This is a genomic window from Limnohabitans sp. TEGF005 (assembly GCF_055394835.1).
In genome coordinates, this window is the sequence record NZ_AP029226.1 from 2475024 (window position 1) to 2491381 (window position 16358).

Annotated in this window: 22 protein-coding genes and 1 pseudogene; 6 read left to right on the top strand and 17 right to left on the bottom strand. The window is 57.8% G+C overall.

Translation table 11 applies throughout. The annotated features are described in order from the left end of the window. Positions 1-40 precede the first annotated feature (40 nt). From ACZ5RG_RS12065 to ACZ5RG_RS12085, 5 genes are all read right to left on the bottom strand, one after another. Positions 41-526 (bottom strand): hypothetical protein, encoded by a 486-nt coding sequence (locus ACZ5RG_RS12065; RefSeq protein WP_464447172.1) that lies wholly within the window; start codon positions 524-526, stop codon positions 41-43. Beyond that, the gene (locus ACZ5RG_RS12070) at positions 510-1940 is read right to left on the bottom strand and encodes a recombinase family protein (RefSeq protein ID WP_464447173.1); all 1431 of its coding nucleotides are present in this window, start codon (positions 1938-1940) and stop codon (positions 510-512) included. The genes ACZ5RG_RS12065 and ACZ5RG_RS12070 overlap by 17 nt, the downstream gene beginning before the upstream one ends. Then, a complete protein-coding gene (locus ACZ5RG_RS12075; protein WP_464447174.1) occupies positions 1937-2389 on the bottom strand; it encodes a DUF2924 domain-containing protein in 453 nt (150 codons plus the stop codon). The genes ACZ5RG_RS12070 and ACZ5RG_RS12075 overlap by 4 nt, the downstream gene beginning before the upstream one ends. Positions 2390-2745: 356 nt before the next feature. Next, a complete protein-coding gene (locus ACZ5RG_RS12080; protein WP_464447175.1) occupies positions 2746-3621 on the bottom strand; it encodes an ImmA/IrrE family metallo-endopeptidase in 876 nt (291 codons plus the stop codon). 38 nt (positions 3622-3659) lie between these two features. Continuing rightward, the gene (locus tag ACZ5RG_RS12085; RefSeq protein ID WP_464447176.1) at positions 3660-4007 is read right to left on the bottom strand and encodes a helix-turn-helix domain-containing protein; all 348 of its coding nucleotides are present in this window, start codon (positions 4005-4007) and stop codon (positions 3660-3662) included. A gap of 217 nt (positions 4008-4224) precedes the next feature. Here ACZ5RG_RS12085 and ACZ5RG_RS12090 point away from each other — a divergent pair, with 217 nt between their 5' ends. From ACZ5RG_RS12090 to ACZ5RG_RS12105, 4 genes are all read left to right on the top strand, one after another. Continuing rightward, the gene (locus ACZ5RG_RS12090) at positions 4225-5469 is read left to right on the top strand and encodes a hypothetical protein (RefSeq protein ID WP_464447177.1); all 1245 of its coding nucleotides are present in this window, start codon (positions 4225-4227) and stop codon (positions 5467-5469) included. 104 nt (positions 5470-5573) lie between these two features. Then, positions 5574-6410 (top strand): hypothetical protein, encoded by an 837-nt coding sequence (locus ACZ5RG_RS12095; RefSeq protein WP_464447178.1) that lies wholly within the window; start codon positions 5574-5576, stop codon positions 6408-6410. Positions 6411-6963: 553 nt separating this feature from the next. Next, a complete protein-coding gene (locus ACZ5RG_RS12100; protein WP_464447179.1) occupies positions 6964-8043 on the top strand; it encodes a helix-turn-helix domain-containing protein in 1080 nt (359 codons plus the stop codon). After that, entirely contained in the window at positions 8024-8533 is a 510-nt protein-coding gene (locus tag ACZ5RG_RS12105; protein WP_464447180.1) for a PIN domain-containing protein, read from the top strand. Before ACZ5RG_RS12100 ends, ACZ5RG_RS12105 begins: the two co-directional genes overlap by 20 nt. A gap of 16 nt (positions 8534-8549) precedes the next feature. On the opposite strand, the gene ACZ5RG_RS12110 is transcribed toward ACZ5RG_RS12105, so the two are convergent. From ACZ5RG_RS12110 to merT, 5 genes are all read right to left on the bottom strand, one after another. Further along, complete coding sequence (locus ACZ5RG_RS12110) at positions 8550-9413, bottom strand: universal stress protein (RefSeq protein WP_464447181.1); 864 nt, start codon at positions 9411-9413, stop codon at positions 8550-8552. A 14-nt stretch (positions 9414-9427) separates the two neighbouring features. Next, positions 9428-10906 (bottom strand): SulP family inorganic anion transporter, encoded by a 1479-nt coding sequence (locus ACZ5RG_RS12115; protein WP_464447182.1) that lies wholly within the window; start codon positions 10904-10906, stop codon positions 9428-9430. Between the two features lie 240 nt (positions 10907-11146). Then, positions 11147-11386, bottom strand: a complete 240-nt coding sequence (locus tag ACZ5RG_RS12120; protein WP_464447183.1) for a GDCCVxC domain-containing (seleno)protein — start codon at positions 11384-11386, stop codon at positions 11147-11149. Beyond that, the gene (gene merP, locus ACZ5RG_RS12125; protein WP_464447184.1) at positions 11383-11667 is read right to left on the bottom strand and encodes a mercury resistance system periplasmic binding protein MerP; all 285 of its coding nucleotides are present in this window, start codon (positions 11665-11667) and stop codon (positions 11383-11385) included. The genes ACZ5RG_RS12120 and merP overlap by 4 nt, the downstream gene beginning before the upstream one ends. A 12-nt stretch (positions 11668-11679) precedes the next feature. After that, positions 11680-12051 (bottom strand): mercuric ion transporter MerT, encoded by a 372-nt coding sequence (gene merT, locus ACZ5RG_RS12130; RefSeq protein WP_464447185.1) that lies wholly within the window; start codon positions 12049-12051, stop codon positions 11680-11682. A 42-nt stretch (positions 12052-12093) separates the two neighbouring features. Here merT and merR point away from each other — a divergent pair. Further along, positions 12094-12501 (top strand): annotated as a pseudogene (merR, locus tag ACZ5RG_RS12135) (Hg(II)-responsive transcriptional regulator). 2 nt (positions 12502-12503) lie between these two features. Continuing rightward, the gene (locus tag ACZ5RG_RS12140; protein WP_464447186.1) at positions 12504-12839 is read left to right on the top strand and encodes a YnfA family protein; all 336 of its coding nucleotides are present in this window, start codon (positions 12504-12506) and stop codon (positions 12837-12839) included. On the opposite strand, the gene ACZ5RG_RS12145 is transcribed toward ACZ5RG_RS12140, so the two are convergent. The 7 genes from ACZ5RG_RS12145 to ACZ5RG_RS12175 are packed head-to-tail and all read right to left on the bottom strand — an operon-like array spanning position 12808 to position 16345. Beyond that, positions 12808-13758 carry a cation diffusion facilitator family transporter gene (locus tag ACZ5RG_RS12145; RefSeq protein WP_464447187.1) on the bottom strand — a complete coding sequence of 317 codons (951 nt, stop codon included), beginning with the start codon at positions 13756-13758 and terminating at the stop codon, positions 12808-12810. The genes ACZ5RG_RS12140 and ACZ5RG_RS12145 overlap by 32 nt on opposite strands. Continuing rightward, positions 13759-14007 carry a DUF2789 domain-containing protein gene (locus ACZ5RG_RS12150; RefSeq protein ID WP_464447188.1) on the bottom strand — a complete coding sequence of 83 codons (249 nt, stop codon included), beginning with the start codon at positions 14005-14007 and terminating at the stop codon, positions 13759-13761. A 10-nt stretch (positions 14008-14017) separates the two neighbouring features. Further along, on the bottom strand, positions 14018-14437 hold the full coding sequence (locus tag ACZ5RG_RS12155) for an OsmC family protein (protein WP_464447189.1): 420 nt from the start codon (positions 14435-14437) through the stop codon (positions 14018-14020). A 4-nt stretch (positions 14438-14441) separates the two neighbouring features. Further along, positions 14442-14885 (bottom strand): rhodanese-like domain-containing protein, encoded by a 444-nt coding sequence (locus tag ACZ5RG_RS12160; protein ID WP_464447190.1) that lies wholly within the window; start codon positions 14883-14885, stop codon positions 14442-14444. An 11-nt stretch (positions 14886-14896) separates the two neighbouring features. Beyond that, on the bottom strand, positions 14897-15130 hold the full coding sequence (locus ACZ5RG_RS12165) for a thioredoxin family protein (RefSeq protein ID WP_464447191.1): 234 nt from the start codon (positions 15128-15130) through the stop codon (positions 14897-14899). 3 nt (positions 15131-15133) lie between these two features. Then, complete coding sequence (locus ACZ5RG_RS12170) at positions 15134-16063, bottom strand: MBL fold metallo-hydrolase (protein WP_464447192.1); 930 nt, start codon at positions 16061-16063, stop codon at positions 15134-15136. Positions 16064-16114: 51 nt separating this feature from the next. Next, a complete protein-coding gene (locus ACZ5RG_RS12175) occupies positions 16115-16345 on the bottom strand; it encodes a DUF2798 domain-containing protein (protein WP_464447193.1) in 231 nt (76 codons plus the stop codon). Between the last annotated feature and the right edge of the window lie 13 nt (positions 16346-16358).

The window sequence follows — 16358 nt, forward strand, 5'->3', positions numbered from 1 at the left end:
TGACCTCCCTTGCCTTGTTAATGAATCACTTCACCCCGATTCAAGCCGAAAACCCAAGCAACTTCCGTTGCTCCTCCCAGTCCCGTGGCAACAAGTCATGTCGACCACGCAGCGTCTGCAAATTCAGATGCCGTGGCTGATCCCCGGCCAAGATGGCTTCGACGATGTCCGGCGCCAGCATGGTCATCCGTAAAACTTCGGCGACCCAGCCAGGCTCCAGCTTTAGAACACGCGCCAAATCCGTGGCGGTGGGGCATTTGCCCTCATCGAGAAGACGCTGCCAATAAAAGGCCTTACCCAGCGTCTTGATCATCGAAACATCCATGCCGCCAGACTTCATCGACGACACACCATTGGGCGGAGGTGTCAGCACTATGCGATTTTGCTTGCGACGAATTGTCAGCGGCACGACCGTGACGCGCTGACTCCCGGTGGTGTAGTCACGGACATCCTGGCCCACCTCAATGCGGACGGCGCGCAGCCTAGGATTGCCTTTGTAAGCCGTTTCTTCAGGCGTTGTATGCATGAGCGCTCTCCCGCATCAGTTCATGGGTTTCCTGCACAAATGGATGAGTCGTGACATCAACCCCCAACCCCATCCAGCCATCATCGCGCCACAAAATATCCAGACCCCGACCGTGAATATTGACCCGCTCAATGAGCAAGGTCGCAATGCGTTTTTGCTCTGCCGGGAACAACAGATCCCACACATCACCAATGCGCTGCATCGCGACGATGGCTTCATCTTCGCCAAGACCGAAACCCTGCGGATGTTTCTGACACGACTTCCACACGCCGATCAGATGCTCGGGCTGTTTCAAGATGAGATGAATTTGCTCAAGCACAGCTTTCTCAATCTCACCTGCAGGGATGGGGCCAATATCGGTTCGACTGGCATCCAGCGCCGCGCCAGCGTTCCTCCGTTTATGCAGATAGGGCACGTAGTACCGATACATCCGACCGTTCTTTTTCTTGGTGTAGTGCGGCAACATGCGCTGTCCGTCGGAGGCATACAACAACCCGGCTAACAACGAAGGCGTGTCGCTGACTCGATCCCTTGGCCCCTGTTGACGTCGTTTAACGAAGGCTTGAACGCAATCCCACAGCTCCTCGGTCACGATGCCTTCGTGCTGCCCTCGATAGCTCACGCCTTTATGTGAAATCTCGCCGAGGTAGATCCGGTTGCGCAACAACGCGAACAAATATTGCTGATCAAGCGGACGGCCCGCACGAAATTGTCCGCCCTGGGTCGTCCAGGCCTTCGTGGTTTGGCCTTCAATCGCAAGCTCCCGTACCAACTTGGCGGCAGAGCCATGCTCACCATATCGCCGGAAAATGTCTCGAACCAAATCTGCTTCGCGTTGATTGACCACCAGTTTGCGCTCAATAACGTCATATCCCAGCGGAGGCATGCCGCCCATCCACATGCCCTTGGCCTTGCTGGCCGCGATCTTGTCACGAATCCGCTCACCGGTGACCTCACGCTCAAACTGCGCGAAGGACAGCAACACGTTGAGCATCAATCGGCCCATGGAGGTGGTCGTATTGAATTGCTGCGTCACCGACACAAATGACACGCCATTGCGATCAAACACCTCGACCAGTTTTGCGAAATCCGGCAGGCTGCGCGTCAGGCGGTCAATTTTGTAAACGACAATAACGTCGATTCGTTGGGCCTCGATGTCAGCCAACAGTCGCCTTAGCGCGGGACGCTCGATATTGCCCCCGGAGAAACCGCCATCGTCATAACTGTCGTCGACGGCTATCCATCCTTCGTGGCGTTGACTTGCGACATAAGCCAATCCGGCATCACGCTGTGCTTCAAGGCTGTTGTATTCCTGATCCAGCCCCTCATCGGTCGATTTGCGGGTGTAGATCGCACAGCGCTTCTTGGTCACAACAGGTGACATGGCCATGGCTTGTGAATGATTGACTCTCATGCGGTCTCCTTGGCGTTTGTCTTCAAGCCAAAAAAGGCCGGTCCAGACCACTGGCAGCCCGTGATTCTTTTGGCGACCGCCGACAAGCTCTTGAATCGCTGTCCTCGATATTCAAAATCCTTCGGCCCCAGCACGATGACTTTGTGTTCGACATCGTCAAAGTCACGCGTCAGCACTGTGCCCGGCAACATTCGGCTGGCCTCGCTTTGCAGGCTCTTTGGCAAGAGTCCCGTTTCTCCGATTTGTTCCAACTTTTTACGCGTTGTGCGTTTTAAGCCGCCAAACGCCTCTTCTTGGATTTTGTAAGCTAACCGGGACTCAATCCAGGTTCGATGGTGGTGATTGGGACGTTCGTCAAAATGCTCATCCCACAACGCCCAGAGACTGTCCATTGACAGTTCGGGTAGCTGAGCAATTCGCGCCGCGATTGATTGATGTGCGTGTGTCATGTCTGCAAACTCCTATTGGTGATCAGGGTTTGCATTCACGCTCTTCTGGCCCCAGAAGCCAAGTCCAACGTCGCTTTCGTTGGAAATAGGTGAATGTTCAAGACAGCCGGTGGATCGCTCCCGTAGTCGGAGCAATGCTGCTGCCATCAAGTCAGCGATTTCTTGATGCGCGTGCCGAGGGGCTTGGCCAGCCCTGTGATTAGAGATTTGTTCGTTGTTGTGCATGGTCAGCGTTCCAGTAGAAAACGCTTCTCATGCTATGGGTCGGGGTCGCTTCGCGTAACGCGTTTTAGCGGAAGTGCGCGGGTATGTCAGTGACGACGGTGCTCACATTCATGATGTGTGGCTGCCGAGATTCAACGATTTAGTAATTGCCCGTTTGAAGTGAACTGATCGAAGCCCTCTTGATCCTTCCAGAAATTGTCCCACCTGCGCGGTTCAGCATCTTCAAGGATCAACAACGTCAGCACGCGATCACGACTGCCGTAGCTGTGCTTGAATTCCTGCAGCTTCATGTATGGCTGCTCACCGACGCACCACACAGCGGCGGACATATCGATCCCATTCCATTCCTGCGGAATGGATTCATCGGCTGCAACGGTATCGCGCAGAGGCTCCGCAGGATCACTCAACCTTCGAATGCGAGTGTTGCTCAACACAGCACTGCGGCTTCGCCATTCGTACTTGAGAAAGCCGTTGTCCCAGTGCAGCAAGATCGCACGCTTCTCCGTGAACTTGATGAAGCGGATGCATAGGGCCTCGAACGACACGCCGAATGTTTTGGCCAACCCACTGAGCAAGTGAAGGTCAACGTCCTGACTGGTGATGCGATCACGCAGGACATCGCCAGGCATCAACAGATTGCTGGCGAATTCATCCGCTTCGCGTTCAATGTTGGCTGCTGTGTCTTGGCTGAAATGAACTGCGGCCTTGTCGCAGTTGAAGGTGCGTCGCTTTGCCCTGTGCAAAACGAAGTGGCCCAGCTCATGTGCGATGGTGAATCGTTGCCGCTCAGGGCTGGCCTCTGGGTTGTAGAAGATCCCCCACTCGGCAGGATCATTGGGATTGCAAACCAGCATCCCTTCAACACTGCGCGCGGTTGATGCCATAGGGGGCTTGATGATTTTTACCCCTTCACCGTAGGGCGTATCTGGCAGCCCCTCCCGAACTCTGTCGAGATTAATGTACGCAGCCTTCTCCTCATCGGCGACACGCATCCAACGCAGGATCATGTTCGCCGCTTTGCTTGGGGTCAGGTCTAAGCTGCCACTCAACGCTTGGGTTCCTCTTGTGCCGTGCCGGGGAACATCAGCTTCATCATGTCTTGAACGCGATTTTTCTCATCGTCCGACATGGTGGCGTACTGGCGGAAGAAAGCCACATCTTCAACCGTGGCCTCGGGGACCTGTTCGTTGGTCTCGTTCATGAGGTCCTCCATCGTGACCCCCAGAACCTTGGCCAGCAGGTGAATCCGCTCGGCAGAAGGACGTTGGCCCTCCTTCATTTCCAGTTCCCAGATGTATGCCTTGGTGCAGCCAACCGCATCGGCTACTTGCTGCAATGTCAGCTTCTTGGCCTCTCGTAAACGCCGTAAACGCGCTCCTAAGGTCGATGCCATGGCAAAGCTCCTATCTGAATCAAGTCAGCCTAAAAGTATAGCACCAAGATACACCATCCGCCCAGATGTTCTACGTGGTTTGACAAGCGGAAATAAGCGGGACACAATTACGCTGTATCTCGCCACTTTACTTTGATGGGATATTTGTTTACCACCCGTCGGCCAGCGCCAGCATCCCCTGCACGCAGAACACCGACATTTCACAAGGACCAAGAAAATGAAAAAAACCTTTGTCGATGTGCTGCTTGAGCTGCCCGTAGACACCACCTTGCAGACCTTTTTGGCGGCTAATGGCTTGCCTTTGCCCGATGACCTCTCCTGGTCTGATGGTCAAGAGGTCACCCAGACAGTGATCGAGGCCATCCGGTCATGGACCGATGAGATCGCCCGCGACCAACTCATTGCCAAACTCATGGCAAGCGTTGGACTCGGGGATGCTGCGGGCAAACAAGCAATGTTTCAGGTGGCCAGGCAAAACGGTGCAGCCTTGATGGGGCTCGTTGCCAACCAAAGTGACATCCATCGCTCGTTCTGGCTGTACGTGAACCACCCCGAGCTCTTTGATCTGGCCGGGGATGTGGACTTCTTTGAGCGCCATGGCACACAGGCTCAGCAAAACGATCTGGGCGTCAAGCGCAAGCCCAACACCTCCGATGCCGCCATGCTCGGCATGCGTCAAGCCATCTCGGCGTTCTATCAGAAGGAGCTGCAGTGTGGCGACGGCAGCGTGGCATACGTGCTCGAGCGCTCCCCCGATGTCTATCTGCTGACGGTCCACGTCAAAGACCTGGCGATGCTGCGCTTGGAGTTTGAAGGCTCGACCCTGACCCGTCGCGTCGGCAATCCCAACATTCACATGGTGCTGGAGTATTCAGCCAAGACCGGCGTCGCCCGCACCCTGGTCAAGGGCGGGGTCAAGTACCACACCATGCTGCTGGAGGCATTCGCAGAGCATCTGCTGGGCACCAAGGTCGATGCCCACCGCATCAAACCACCCACTCTTGACTTGTCGGTGTTGCGGCTGGGTTTCGATGTGCCCCAGGCACTGACCACCGACGGGTTCATGGCGCTGCAAGTCAAAACCCTCACGCTGCTGAGTCCCCACGGCGACCTCAAGGTCGAATGCACAGCAACCGCGTCAAGCGACCAGCAGTGCGTGACTGAGTTGATCGCCGAGTCCTTCCCCAACGAAAACCCGCTCAAGCGTAACTGGCAGATCAACTCGGCGCACATCAACCTCTACTACCCACCCGAGCCAGGCAAGATGCGATCGAAGGTCATCACCATTGAGATCACCCGCAAAGGCCGACTGAACCTTCACAAGTTCGACGCCAAGATGCAAGCCCAGCTCGAAGGCTACCTGGTTGCCCTCGGCATTCTGGGTGCCGACCAAACGCTGAACGCCAATGAGCAGCAGCCCGGTGAAGACGCCTTCCAGTCCGAACCTGCGTACCAGGAGTGAGCGTGAACTCACATCATGCTTGGTCATTGGTCTGCCGCTTGTTCGCTGAAGGGACGCACGTCCATCGCTGGGCGTTGTCCCCGCACGAGCTGGCTGCATGCTCCTTGCTCGGCTCCGCCATAAAGGCTGCGCCCGTCAATCAGCAATACGTACTTTGCCCACATTGCAACCTGCATCGTGGGCAAGTCGTCGGTGATGGCAAGGGCGGCAGGCTTTGCCAATGCCCCGAATGCGGCCCCGTCCAAATCGAGCCACAGGATCTGGCAGCGGTCGTGCTCAACGAGGATTGGCTACGCCAGAAGTTGCGCTTGGCACTGGAGATCAACAGCCGCGACGGCATTGATCAGGTTGGCCCGGGCATTTGGCGGCTGGGAGATGCCAGGCAGGGGCCGGTCATTCTGGCTCGCAGCCTTTCTACCCTTGTGCGCGCGCCTGCGATCTTGGATGGTTTCCGAGTCAAGGGTGCGAGCCTGCGGGTCATCACACCCAAGCCGATGGACCAGACTGCGCACCCATTCACTGCCGACATCGAGTGGCTGCCACTTCAGGAGCGGTTCGCCTTTTACGGCGACGGCATCTCCTTTATCGCCCCACAGGGCCACCGCCCGGAAGAAACGCCACGTGAGCCCGCCAAACCGGTTTACGGCCCCTTCTCGTCGGACTTCCGCCAAGTCACGATCCCAGGTTGGCCACATGGTCCGATTCGCTTGAGCAAAGGGCAAGCTGCGGTCATGCGAGTGCTTTGGGAGTGCAATGGCGAACCCTTGCTCGGTGAACGGATCATGACGCGCGCAGAAAGCAGCAGCGCCAAGCCAAGCGATTTGTTCAAAGCACGGTCAAAAAGCCCTGAAGCAAATGGTCCGCATGCCGCCTACATAGCACTCGTGAGTACCAAGCAACGCGAAGGGATTTACTGGATGAAGTGCGCCAAAAAGTTGTGACGAAAAAGTTTGCTGCTGCAAACTGTCCAGCGAACATCGTTGGTCAAGCGCACGGCCAACGTGTTGTCACAATTGGGGATCTGCGTGTGCTAACTCGAAGAAATTGGCGATATTTTTTAGAGAAAAAAGGCCGACAGAGAATCCAACTCGGCACTTTTTAGGTCGGCTGTCTGATAGCGGTAGCACACGCAAAACACCCTCGGAGCGCGCGTGGCTTGGGCAAAGCCAGATGTAAAAAAGCCCAACCGATAAGGGTTGGGCTTTAAATTTGGTGGTGGAGTATAGCACCGCCACAAACACTCATCCCGAAGGTGTGAGGCTTGCTGTCCTGAAAACAGCCCCTGAAGAGGAGTTCGGGGGGTATCGCAGGATCTGCGCTAACGTCCTCGCTGGTTAGGAAAAATCCTGCCCTGCGCCTGTCGGCCACTCGGTGGCCAACATTCTGGGAATTATATAGCACCATCAACAGATGCAGCGCCAATGCCAGGACTACCCAATGGTTTAAAAATTTGTTAGACTGCCATATCTTTTAAACCAAACCCGAGGGGGCATCATGATCGCAGATCGCATTCGGCAAGCACGATTGGCTGCTGGTCTGACCCTGGGTGCTTTGGGTGAAAAAGTCGGTGTCTCGCACACAGCGATCCAGAAGTACGAGAAGGGGTTACTGACTCCCTCGTCATCTCAACTCCTCAAGCTGGCGCGTGCCTGCGACATCCGCACCGAGTATTTCTTTCGCACCCACTCCGTCGAACTGCTTGAGCCAGAGTTCCGTAAAACGGCGGCCTTTGGCAAGACGGCACAGGATGCACTAAAGATCAAGGTCGTGGAGCTGGTGGAGAAGCGTGTGGAGCTTCTTGGGGCTTTTCCAGAATTGCCTCTATTGGTGTTCGCCCCTCCGGTCGGACTCCCTGAACACATCCAGACGCTGGATGAGATCGAAGCACTTGCTGATCAGGCCCGCAACGCTTGGCAGTTGGGCATGAATCCCATTGGGGACCTCACAGACACCCTTGAAGGTCTTGGTCTGCTGGTCATCGTTGTCGATGAAGAGCACCCCGGATTCTCTGGCCTGACCGCCAAAGCTCGCACCGACGATGGCCGGGAATTCCCGATCGTGGCCGTCTCAAACCAGTGGCCAGGCGATCGGCAGCGGTTTACTCTGGCTCACGAACTGGGGCATTTGCTGCTTGAGGGACGGCTGGCTGTTGGCCTTGATGAGGAAAAGGCCTGCGACCGGTTCGCGGGGGCCTTCTTGGCACCACGCGTGGCCGTGCATCAATTGCTTGGGCAGCAGCGCCACGCGCTGGAGTGGCAGGAGCTCTATGTGCTCAAGCATGAGTTCGGCCTATCGATGTCTGGATGGCTGCAACGAGCCAAGCAGTGTGGCGTGATCACCGATGCTGCACATCTCATGATGTTCAAACGCTTTTCGGCCAAGGGCTGGCGCAAGAACGAACCCGGAAATCCATTAGCGCAGAAACACCCCCGACTCTTCGATCAGTTGGTATACCGCGCTCTGGCAGAGCAATACATCTCTGAAGCCAAAGCAGCGGAACTGCTGGGCATCCCGATGATGCGCTTCCACAAAGAACGTCAGCTGGAGTCATCGGATGCGGTTGCTCATCAGTGATGCAAACATCTTGATCGATATGGAAGCGGGAGCGTTGATGGTGACGCTCTTCCAGCTTCCGATGCAGTTCGGCATCCCTGATCTGCTGTACTACGAAGAAATTGAACCGGGCAGCCCTGGCCTGGAAGACCTGGGCTTGAAGGTTATGGAGGTCAGCGGCGACTTCGTGGCGTATGCCGAGCAGTTGCCAGGCCAGCACAACCATCTGCTTCCCGCGAAAAACGGTCCCAAGCCCAGTCACAACGACTACTTGGCACTGGCGCTTGCGAAGCAAGAGACTTGCACTTTGCTGACCGGCGACGCCAATTTGCGGATTGTTGCCAACAAGGAGCAGGTCAACGTCATGGGCACCATCGGGCTGCTGTTCGCCATGATCGAGAACGAACTGCTGACACTCGACGATGCCTTCCGGGCACTTGATCGAATGAAGTCGGGCAAGAGACGGCTGCCTTGGCCGGAAGCCGAAAAAGTGCTGAACGCGCTACGCTGATTTCTCCCGCCTCCACTCAACGCAGCAACAAAGTGGGCACGCTGGAAGATCGCAACAGAGCAGCGGTCTTGCTGCCAAACAGCAGACTGCGCAGCGGTGAGTGGCCGAAAGCACCCATGATCAGTAAGTCGATGGACTGCTCTTTTACTGTCTTGGCGATGACGCTTTCCGCATCGCCGGGGCTCAGCGATGCGGTGACATTGAAGCCATCTGCTTCCAAGGTAGTCTTGGCCCAATCAAGCTGCTTGGGGGCGTCCTGACTCTCCTTTCCGGACATTAGCAAATAGATCGGCAGGCCACGGAACAGCGGGCTGCGAGCGACCATCTCGACGCCACGCCGGGTCACATTGCCGCCGTCGAAAGCGATCATCACGCGCTGCGGCTCCTTGAAGCCTTCCGTAACAGTCAGGATGGGCTTTTGTAGAGCACGCACCACGCGCTCGACGTTCCGGCCGAGGTCGCGTTGGGTTGTTTCGGCTGCTTTGCCACGGCGACCCAAGACCAGCAGGCGCACGCCCTCCGCCTGCTGTGCAAGCGTTTCCTCCAGTTCTCCGTGCCGCTGGCGAACATCGACCCGTTCGACCCCGGATGCGGTGGCCCGCTCACGCAGCCGGTTGAGGAAGATGCGACCCCGATCGCGGGCATCCTTGGTGCGGGCCTCGTCCTCGGCGGAGAGCTTGGTAAGCAGATTTTCTTGGGCATCGATACCGATAGCCCCGCTGTGATCTTCGCCAGATCCCAACTCGGGATGCCGGTCGATGACGTGCAGGAACTCCAGCGGCGCGTCCATGCGGCGAGCGGCCCATGCAGCGTAGTCGGCCACGTAATCGGCGAAGTGGGATTGATCCACGCAGGCCAGCACCTTGTTTTCGTTCTTCATGATTTTGTTTCCTCTCAATGGCCCATCAGCACGTCGTCGGCGCCGTCTTTGTCATGCACGGCGAACTTGTCCACCATCGTGGTGCTGGCTTCGTTCAGGCCAATGACCTCCACCTCGGTGGCTTCACGGCGGAACTTGATGACCACCTTGTCCAGCGCGCTGACAGCAGTGATGTCCCAGAAATGGGCACGGCTCACGTCGATGCGCACCTTTTCGATGACTTCCTTGTAGTCGAAGGCATTGATGAAACGATCTGCCGAAGCGAAGAACACCTGGCCGGTGATGGTGTAGGTACGCACGCGGCCTTCGTCCTCGGTACGTGAGGCGACGCGAAGAATCTGCCCCACCTTGTGCGCGAAAAAGAAACCTGACAGCAACACGCCGATCAGCACGCCCTTGGCCAGGTCGTGGGTACCGACCGTGACCACAACGGTAGCCAGCATCACCACGCTGGAGCTCTTGGGGTGCTCGCGCAGGTTGCGGATCGAGGCCCAGTTGAAGGTGCCAATGGACACCATGATCATCACTGCAACTAGCGCAGCCATCGGGATGCGGCTGACCCAATCGCCCAGGAAGACGACCAGAATCAGCAGCATTACGCCCGCCGTCAGGGTGGAGAGTCGACCACGGCCACCGGATTTCACATTGATTACCGACTGGCCGATCATGGCGCAACCGGCCATGCCACCGAGGAAGCCGGTGGCAATGTTCGCAACCCCTTGCCCCACACATTCGCGGTTCTTGTTGATGTTGGAGTCGGTCAGGTCATCGACGATGGAGGCCGTCATCATGGATTCCAGCAAGCCGACGACAGCTAAGGTGGCCGACACCGGGAAGATGATCTTGAGGGTTTCGAGATTCAGCGGTACTTCGGGCAGCAAGAACACCGGCAGGCTGTCTGGCAGCTTTCCCATGTCGCCCACGGTACGGATGTCGAGGCCGAGAAAAATCGACACGCCGGTCAGCACAACGATTGCAACCAGCGGTGACGGCACGGCCTTGGTGAGGTAGGGGAAGCCGTAGATGATACCAAGGCCCGCCGCTGTCATGGCATAGACGTGCCACGTTACGTTGGTTAGCTCAGGCAACTGCGCCATGAAGATCAGGATGGCCAGCGCATTTACGAAGCCGGTGATGACCGAGCGCGAGACGAAGCGCATCAAGGCACCGAGCTTGAGCCAGCCCGCGATGATCTGGAGTACGCCAGTCAGCACGGTAGCGGCCAGCAGGTATTGCAACCCGTGGTCTTTGACCAGCGTGACCATGACCAAGGCCATTGCGCCTGTTGCCGCAGATATCATTCCGGGGCGACCGCCTGCGAAGGCGATGATCGTGGCGATGCTGAAGGAGGCGTACAGGCCGACCTTGGGATCGACACCCGCAATGATCGAAAAGGCAATCGCCTCGGGGATGAGCGCCAGCGCGACGACGATGCCCGCTAGTAAGTCGTTTCGGACATTGGATAGCCAGTCCTGGCGTATGGATTTGATCATTCTTCTATTCTGTTGTGGTTGCCAGCCAGTGCTGGCGGTTGGGGCGGACGCAAGCGCGTCTTCCCGGCCAGCGGAATAGAGAACGAACCCCGAGTGATCCGGGGCCAGCAAGACGCAGTAAATCGGACGTGCAGCCTCGTGCGAGCGTGGTGTGTGGTTGAAGCTGGCTCGCAGCGAGAAAGAGACTTACACGGGTAGAAACTCCGATGGGAGGTTTGCTGATTTGGTTGAGGAATGATTTTAGCGTATCGGCCGCGTTGCTTCAACGCAGCAACTGCCTTTACCACGCTCCTGGATCGGCGGGCACGGCATCGTCCCATAAGAGCAATAGACGCAGCAGTCACCGGGCTTGGGCTTGAGGACTGCGTGACACTGCTCGCACTCGTAGAACCACTGGCAGGCGTCGGTGGGCATGGTCTCGGTCTTAGCGTGACCGCATTCGGGACAGGTCAGTCTCGACTCTAGGATCACGGCGTTCACTTGGCCGCACCCACCACGGCCGAGGGATAACCGGCATCCCTGGTGACGCGCGTCAGCGCTTCGACGCTGGTTTTCGCGTCATCGAAAGTCACCTTGGCCTCGCGTCTGTCCAGGCTCACCTCGGTCTTGCTGACGCCGGACACCTGGGTCAGCGCCTTCTTGACCGTGATCGGACAAGTGGAGCAATTCATGCCGGGCACTGACAGAGTGACGGTCTGGGTCGCCGCCCATAGGGGTGAGGCGAAGGCTGCCAGCGTGGCCAGCGCAACGAGTTTCTTCATCGCGTTTTCCTTTCAGTAGAACCAAGGTGCGGTCAGCGGAAACCCGAGCGCGAGGATGACCAGTGCCACCACGATCCAGAACACCACTTTGTAACTGCGGTTGACCGATGGCCGCGCGCAGACCTGATCTGGTGTGCAATCGGCGGCGGGTCGCCAGATGCGGCGGTACGCAAAGAAAAGCGCCACTACTGCCGCGCCGATGAACAGGGGTTGGTAGGGTTCGAGCAGCGTCAGATTGCTGATCCACGCGCCGGGAACGCCGAGCGTGATCAGCACCAGAGGGCCGAGGCAGCAGGTGGAGGCCAATATGGCGGCCAAGCCACCTGTCAACAGCGCACCGCGTCCGCCGCCATTCCGGAAATCGGTTGAGGAGTCTGGTTTCATGGTTTCAGCTTACATCCGTACTTAAGTACGGAGTCAAGTATCATGAGTAAACTAGTAGAAACAATGACCATCGGGGTTCTGGCCGAGGCCGCCGGGGTCAACGTCGAGACGATCCGCTTCTATTAGCGCAAGGGCTTGATGCAGGAACCCGATCGGCCTTTGGCGAGCATCCGTCGCTATGGCGAGCCGGATCTGGCGCGCGTGCATTTCATTAAGTCGGCACAGCGGCTCGGGTTCAGCCTGGACGAGGTCGCGGACTTGCTGAAACTCGAGGACGGGTCGCACTGCACCGAGGCCCGCGCGCAGGTCGAGCGCAAGTTGGCCGATGTGCGCGCCCGCTTGGCGGATCTGCGCCGCATCGAAGGCGTGCTGCAAGATCTGGTGCAGCGCTGCTGCGCCGCGCAAGGCGAGGTGCGCTGCCCGATGATCCAAGCGCTACAAGAGGCATGACGATGGAACTGATGAAAGTTGCCATTCTGTTTGCCGTCACGGCGGTTGCCGAAATAGTCGGCTGCTATTTGCCCTGGCTCGTTATCAAGCAGGACAAGCCCGTTTGGCTGTTGATGCCGGCTGCCGCGTCGCTGGGCTTGTTTGCCTGGCTGTTGACGTTGCACCCGACTGCGGCAGGACGTACATACGCAGCCTACGGCGGGATGTATATCGCTGTGGCGCTGGCCTGGTTGCACTTCGTCGATGGTGTGGCCCTGACCCGGTGGGATGTCGCTGGGGCCAGTATCGCGTTGGTCGGTATGAGTCTTATCGCGTTGCAGCCGTCGACTGCGGGGTGATACCGTCCAAACGCTTTTCCCAAGACGCACAAGCAGTCGATGAGGGTTGCCGAACGACCTGCACAGTGGAATGCGTGATCTCGAAGCGTTCGTGCAAGGTTTCGGCTATGTCTTGAAGAAATGCGTCATTTGCATTCCCATCGGGCATGACCAAGTGTGCCGTCATGGCAGCCTGTTTGGTGTCCAGCGCCCAAATGTGCAAGTCAGGCACTGACAGTACACCAGGCAAACCTGACAGATAGTCGTGTACAGCCTGGGGATCGATACCGTCGGGCACCCCATCAAAGAGGAGGTGCAACGACTGCCTGAACAGGCTCCAAGTACCCCAGACAATCACCGTCGCAATCATCAAGCTGACCACTGGGTCAAGCCAAACCCAGCCCATCCACAGGGTGAGCGCTCCGGCCACCACCACACCCGCTGAAACCAGGGCGTCGGCAGCCATGTGCAGGAACGCTCCTCGGATGTTCAGGTCGTGTTCGCGTCCCCTCATGAACAGCAGGGCCGTCGCCGTATTGACCACAATGCCAATGCCTGCCACCACCATGATGGTCACCCCCTCGTTGACCACCTTTGACTCGGGTGACAACAAGCGGCCTGCCGCTTCCCAGCCCAATGCACCCATGGCCACCAGCAGCAATAAGGCATTGGCAAACGCTGCAAGAATGCTGCCCTTCTTCCAACCATAGGTATGGCGCAAGTTGGGTTTCAGGTTTCCAGCTAAAGCGCCACCCCATGCCAATACCAATCCGGCAACATCGCTGAGGTTGTGCCCGGCATCTGCCAGCAGAGCCAACGAGTCGATCTTCCATCCATAGAAGGCTTCGATGCCGACAAAGGACAGGTTCAGCGCAATGCCGACGGCGAAGGCATTGTCGCAACTGGCAGGGGCATGGCTGTGGTCGTGTCCGGCTCCCATTCAGTGATCCTCTTGCGGGACGCGCAACGCTTCGCTCAATTGATCTACTAGCTCAGACCAGTTCGAATCCTGCTCCAAGGCTTCGCGCAAAAAGCTGGCCTGTGCAAGCGTCCAGAACGGCGCATCGGGTAGCTCGATGCCTGGAGCCACCGGCCTGTGATTCGTGAGGAACTGGTGAATTTCCAGTGGCTGGTTGGGAAGTCCCAACTGGGCGAACAGGTCATGAAAACGGTGGATAGCGGATTCCATTCTCAACTCCTCACAAACGACGCATGACGCCCGAGAGATCGGTACCCGGTGCGACGGTAATGAACACCGTGCCGTACTTCTTGACGTTGTCGTGCAGCAGTTCAATGCGGCGCTCAAGCTCATCGGTGTCCACAATGATTTCGTAGCGGATGCTTTCCATCTTGGGCGGCACATCCTGGCGCACACCCTCCACAATCACCTGCACACCGCGCAGCTCGAACTTGAGGATGGGCACCACACGCTCGATGCCCTTGATCATGCAGGCCGACAGCGCGGCCAGCAGCAGCTCGGCCGGGTTGAAGGCCTGGGGATTGCCTCCCAGGTCGGTGTCTAGCGTGATGCGCGCCAATTTGCATGTGGCCTCGCTGCCGTGGGCATCGATGCGGCGCGCTTCGACATGAAATCGCATCTTGACCGGGGTGTCGCTCATGCCGCTACTCCTTCGTCGAAGATGGTGCGCAGCAGCCTGCTGACGATGCCACCGGCGCGGGGCCACCACAGCACGAAGACGTGGCGGCAGCGGCAGGTGCCTCGTGGCGTTTGCCAATGACCGGGAACCCTTTGCGCATCCACTTGAGCAGACCGCCCTCCATGTTGCTTACGCGAGTGAATCCCTGGAACTGCAGGTAATACGTGGCCTTGAGGCTGCGCTCGCCACTCTCGCAGACCAGCACGATCTCGCGGTCCTTGGGTAGTTCGCTCCAGCGCTGCTCCAGTTCTAACAGCGGAATGTTCACGATGGCGGGTACATCGAAGGCGAGACTTGCCACTTCGGTGCGTTCGCGCACATCGAGCAGCAAAGCGCCCTCGCTCACCAAACGACGCGTTGTCGTCGGGCAGACTTGCTTGGCTTCTTCCAGCGTGGTGTGGTCGTTCATTACTCGCTCCTTCAGGCCGTCAGCCACTGTTCGATCTTGTCGCGGCTGGGTACTCCACCGGCATGTACCACCTTGCCGTTGATTACCACGCCCGGCGTGCTCATGACGCCGTAGCCCATGATGTCCCGCAGCTCTTCCACTTTCTCCAGCTTGACATCAACTCCTTTGGCCTTCGCAACTTGGTCAATCAGAGCGATGGTGTTCTTGCAGTTGGCACAACCGGTGCCGAGTACCTTGATGTCCATGATTTACTCCTGTTCCATTTCGAGATAGGTGCGGTTGGCCAGCTGGGGCAGCCAGACGTCCACGTGCTTGAGGTGTTTGTATGGGGCGGCATCGAAGCTTTTGACTGCAGTGGACAGATCAACCCCATCCTCCACAGCTTTGCCCATATGGGCGCGCAGGGCCTTGAGCAGATCGCCGGTGTCTTTCTGGGCTTGTGCGAGAGTGGTCACGCGGCCATGACCGGGCACCACTATCTTGGGGTTGATTGCCTCCAGCGCCTTGAACGATTCGACCCATGTTTTGGTCTTGCTCACCGGGTGCAGGCCCAGGATGCGGTCCACGTAGACGACGTCGCCGGTGAATACCACATCGCTTTGCGGTAGCCAGACCATACTGTCGCCCGGCGTGTGGCCCCCTTGACGGTGCACCACCTGCACGGCGACGCCGCCCAGGTCCAGCTTCGTGTCCGCGTCTTTGAGCCAGCGGGTAGGCAGCACGATCTCGGTGCCATCCAGTTTGTCCTTGAGCACCGGCGCATTGGCCTTCAGGTGCTCGGGGCCGCGAGCCTTCATGTCGGCCTCGGCGTTGACATGCGCCATGATCTCAGCGCCCCGTGCCTTGAAGTAGCCATTGCCCATCCAGCGGTGGTCTTGACCGCCAGTGTTGATGACCCATTTGATCGGCTGCGGCGTCACCTTCCTAACGGCCTCCGCGATCTGCCTCGCGCCCTGGAAACTTGCACCACTGTCGATCAAGAGCGCCCCAGTGGGTGTGACCACCAAGCCTATGTTGGCGTTGAGGGCTTCGTTTTCATAGGTGCGGCCTTCGGTGTCGCCAACGTAGGCGTAGACATTGGGCGTCACGGGCTGGAAGACGATCTCGACCGCCTGGGCGGAAAACGAGAGCGTGATCGCAAGCGTGGCCAGCAACCCGCGCAACGAGGTCCGACTCATCATGTATTTCTTTCTCCTCAATGGTTGATGAAAAAGCACGAGCGAGCCCGTTCAAACAGGCATCCCGAGCAGCCGTCCAGTGAGTTTTCGGGCGACAGGAGCCAGGAAGAAAATCACCGGAACGCCGACCACATAGGCAATGGCAAAAGCCTTTCCCCAGACCTGGAAAAAATCAGCACACCAGCCAACATTGACCTCTGTTATGACGAAAGTCATCAGAAAAATCATCATGGCTCCCATCAACAGAGAGAACACCAGATGGAACTTCTTTTGAGCTTGCATTGAGGAATCTCCC

Bases quoted from the DNA above. Each gene is read 5' to 3' on its own strand.
- merP (WP_464447184.1), bottom strand. From the start codon at position 11,667: ATGAAGAAACTCGTTGCGCTGGCCACGCTGGCAGCCTTCGCCTCACCC.
- ACZ5RG_RS12175 (WP_464447193.1), bottom strand. From the start codon at position 16,345: ATGCAAGCTCAAAAGAAGTTCCATCTGGTGTTCTCTCTGTTGATGGGA.
- ACZ5RG_RS12100 (WP_464447179.1), top strand. From the start codon at position 6,964: ATGATCGCAGATCGCATTCGGCAAGCACGATTGGCTGCTGGTCTGACC.
- ACZ5RG_RS12105 (WP_464447180.1), top strand. From the start codon at position 8,024: ATGCGGTTGCTCATCAGTGATGCAAACATCTTGATCGATATGGAAGCG.
- ACZ5RG_RS12150 (WP_464447188.1), bottom strand. From the start codon at position 14,007: ATGGAATCCGCTATCCACCGTTTTCATGACCTGTTCGCCCAGTTGGGA.
- merT (WP_464447185.1), bottom strand. From the start codon at position 12,051: ATGAAACCAGACTCCTCAACCGATTTCCGGAATGGCGGCGGACGCGGT.
- ACZ5RG_RS12110 (WP_464447181.1), bottom strand. From the start codon at position 9,413: ATGAAGAACGAAAACAAGGTGCTGGCCTGCGTGGATCAATCCCACTTC.
- ACZ5RG_RS12160 (WP_464447190.1), bottom strand. From the start codon at position 14,885: ATGAACGACCACACCACGCTGGAAGAAGCCAAGCAAGTCTGCCCGACG.
- ACZ5RG_RS12165 (WP_464447191.1), bottom strand. From the start codon at position 15,130: ATGGACATCAAGGTACTCGGCACCGGTTGTGCCAACTGCAAGAACACC.
- ACZ5RG_RS12145 (WP_464447187.1), bottom strand. From the start codon at position 13,758: ATGGGAGCCGGACACGACCACAGCCATGCCCCTGCCAGTTGCGACAAT.
- ACZ5RG_RS12075 (WP_464447174.1), bottom strand. From the start codon at position 2,389: ATGACACACGCACATCAATCAATCGCGGCGCGAATTGCTCAGCTACCC.
- ACZ5RG_RS12140 (WP_464447186.1), top strand. From the start codon at position 12,504: ATGGAACTGATGAAAGTTGCCATTCTGTTTGCCGTCACGGCGGTTGCC.
- ACZ5RG_RS12170 (WP_464447192.1), bottom strand. From the start codon at position 16,063: ATGAGTCGGACCTCGTTGCGCGGGTTGCTGGCCACGCTTGCGATCACG.
- ACZ5RG_RS12090 (WP_464447177.1), top strand. From the start codon at position 4,225: ATGAAAAAAACCTTTGTCGATGTGCTGCTTGAGCTGCCCGTAGACACC.
- ACZ5RG_RS12155 (WP_464447189.1), bottom strand. From the start codon at position 14,437: ATGAGCGACACCCCGGTCAAGATGCGATTTCATGTCGAAGCGCGCCGC.
- ACZ5RG_RS12070 (WP_464447173.1), bottom strand. From the start codon at position 1,940: ATGAGAGTCAATCATTCACAAGCCATGGCCATGTCACCTGTTGTGACC.
- ACZ5RG_RS12085 (WP_464447176.1), bottom strand. From the start codon at position 4,007: ATGGCATCGACCTTAGGAGCGCGTTTACGGCGTTTACGAGAGGCCAAG.
- ACZ5RG_RS12065 (WP_464447172.1), bottom strand. From the start codon at position 526: ATGCATACAACGCCTGAAGAAACGGCTTACAAAGGCAATCCTAGGCTG.
- ACZ5RG_RS12080 (WP_464447175.1), bottom strand. From the start codon at position 3,621: ATGATCCTGCGTTGGATGCGTGTCGCCGATGAGGAGAAGGCTGCGTAC.
- ACZ5RG_RS12115 (WP_464447182.1), bottom strand. From the start codon at position 10,906: ATGATCAAATCCATACGCCAGGACTGGCTATCCAATGTCCGAAACGAC.